The organism is Micromonospora sp. NPDC005173, from assembly GCF_040608515.1.
In the GTDB taxonomy this organism is placed as follows: Bacteria; Actinomycetota; Actinomycetes; order Mycobacteriales; family Micromonosporaceae; genus Micromonospora.
In genome coordinates this window covers 1-2355 of record NZ_JBEXIK010000100.1, presented here as the reverse complement: position 1 = coordinate 2355, position 2355 = coordinate 1, and the positions used below count along the sequence as shown (strand labels likewise).

The following is a 2355-nucleotide window of genomic DNA, read 5'->3' as shown; positions in this document are numbered from 1 at the left end:
GCCTGTGACGACGACATGCATGACGGGAATAGAGCACAGCGATAGGACAAGCTCGCTCCAGCCAAAGGGGACACCCAGACGTCCGGATCTGCCGCAGAGCGAGCGTTGTCCTTCCGCTGGGGGGCTGTCTGGCGACTACGCGGCGTTGGACCACGAGCGGCTGGAAAGGACGAGGCGATAACCGTCCGGATCTTCGACCGAGATACCCCACCGATCCCAGTACGCGCCTTGGGACACGCGCTTGCCGCCGGCCTGTTCAAGGCGGGCCACGAGCGCGTCGTCGATCGGTTCGGACAGATAGAGCACAAGGAGATCTTCGCTCGTCGGTGTCGGCTGCACGGAGAGGCTTAGGCCCCCAACCAGTTCCAGATGCCATGACGCCCCGCGCCAGCCCAGCATCAGCAGGTCATGTTCTCCGGGGCCGCCCGCAGCCCGGTAGAGCACCTCCAGTCCCAGCCCCTGCACATAGAAGCGTTCGACCGCCGCAAGGTCCCGGGTGGGCCGGGCGAGGCGAATACTTACGTTCGGGTCGATCATTCAGATAGCTCCGTCCAGACGATTGACGATCAGGCTGCAAGCTGAACCTTGCTTAAAGTCAAGACAGCTCATCTCGACGCGCCACCCCATGATCAAACATCCTCTCTTGCCGCCGACCGCGCGCTATGCAGCGTCACGACAACCGGGTCAAGCCGGCGCACGGTCGTGCCGATGAGCCGTTGCCTGCCTCTCCGTCGCGGGTACGGCTGTCGCGGGTACGGCTTTGGCGAGAACCACTGCTCGTCAGCGGCGGAGCCAAAAGACATCCCGAAGGATCGCGTTGCCAACACGCTTGTCGGTGACCCAGGTCAAGCCCCTGCGCTCGAAGGGGATGCCGGAGCGGTAGAACAGCACCACGGCGGGCACGAGTGTCACGCAGCCGACTGCCCAGGCCCCCATGAAGACCGGTTGCGGCAGCGTGGGCGCAATCTGCGCTACGGAGATGATGCCCCAGACAACCACCGGAAGCAGCACAAGGTTGGCCACGCGAGCCAACCAGACGGCGGTTCGGTACACCGCGCTCCGCCGGATGCCCAGCAGTGCATCATCCTCGATCGGCAGCATGCAGGCCATCGTAGAGCGACCCTGCCACGGCGAGTCCCCTGCCGCACGAGGCGATCGGCTCCTCCCACGGCCCCTCGCAAATGGGCCCTCGCGCGTCCTCAACTGCCGCGATCCGCGCGTGGCGGAGCGTGGCTACCGCTCGGCATCCTGATCTGCCGAAGAGCGGATGTCGGTGGAAAATGGTGGGGCCGGATAACGGGTGCCACGCCAGCCGTGCAAGATACCGTTTGTGCGTAGGGAGTGTCTGAGCCTCTCCGTTGAGTCGGTCCAGGCAGTGCCGGGAGGCTGGCGGCTGGAGGGTGAGCCGGATTATCACCCGCGGCATTGGGCTCGCCCGGGAGACCGCTTCGACCGTGCCTGCCGCGAGCACGGCCGCAAGCCGCGGGATGTGGACCTGGTCGTGGTTGAGCTCACCGGGTCATTCGCCATCGTCACCGGCGTCGGTGGCGACCTACTAAGGCCCGCCGACATCGTCTCCGGCGAGCGTCTCGTCGACGACAGCGGCCGGGCCGGCGAAAGGCTCCAGCGGCCGGTCGACGCCACTGAACGCCTGTCCCAGATTCTGGGTCTGCCAGCGCTCGCCACGGCAGCCGAGACCGGATGCGACTGGTCGCCGGCCGAGACAGAGCTGGGCGTTGTGCTTCCGGACGACTACAAGATGTTCGTCGACGCGTACAGCGCCGGCTCCGTCGATGACCAGGTCATCGTCTGCGCCCCTGACGCGGCCCACGACTGGGCGGACCTGGTGCAACACAACACCTGGGCGCACGAGTGCGTCCGCCTCGACTTCGCGGGGCCTGGCAACTGGTCCGGAGACTGGCCGCTGGGTGACGCATCGCGTTGGACACCGAACCGTGAAGATGTCCCGTCCTGGTTCGAGCCCGGTGACAACCTGATCTCGTGGGGGAGCTCCGTCAACGGTGACTTCCTCTTCTGGCACGTCAGGCCCGGCACGGCGCCTGACGACTGGCCTGTGGTGCTGAAGGAACGAGGGCCGTACTGGGAGCAGTACCGCGTCGGATTCTCCGCGACACTGGTCGGCCTGCTCACCGGCGAAATTCAATCCGAGTACCTCAGCCGTTGGCTCGGCGGACCGCACTCCTACGCTCTCTACGACGTGATCGTCGCTTACAGCCACCGTCGCACTCATGTGCACTGATCTGGCACCCCTCTGTGTCAAGAGGCCGTGGCGAGGGTTGTTCTAGGCTGGGGTGTGGCGGGTCCGGGAAGTGACTTTTCCGAAGTGTCGATCTC

Annotated in this window: 3 protein-coding genes; 1 reads left to right on the top strand and 2 read right to left on the bottom strand. The window is 65.6% G+C overall.

The genetic code is table 11. The features are described from left to right. Positions 1 to 135: 135 nt before the first annotated feature. Together ABZV00_RS37705 and ABZV00_RS37700 are read right to left on the bottom strand one after the other, a co-directional pair. Positions 136 to 537, bottom strand: coding sequence for a VOC family protein (locus ABZV00_RS37705; RefSeq protein ID WP_355615421.1), 402 nt, complete (start codon positions 535 to 537; stop codon positions 136 to 138). A gap of 243 nt (positions 538 to 780) precedes the next feature. After that, entirely contained in the window at positions 781 to 1101 is a 321-nt protein-coding gene (locus tag ABZV00_RS37700) for a hypothetical protein (RefSeq protein WP_355615418.1), read from the bottom strand. 199 nt (positions 1102 to 1300) lie between these two features. Here ABZV00_RS37700 and ABZV00_RS37695 point away from each other — a divergent pair, with 199 nt between their 5' ends. Continuing rightward, positions 1301 to 2260 (top strand): hypothetical protein, encoded by a 960-nt coding sequence (locus tag ABZV00_RS37695; protein ID WP_355615415.1) that lies wholly within the window; start codon positions 1301 to 1303, stop codon positions 2258 to 2260. The last annotated feature ends 95 nt before the right edge of the window (positions 2261 to 2355 follow it).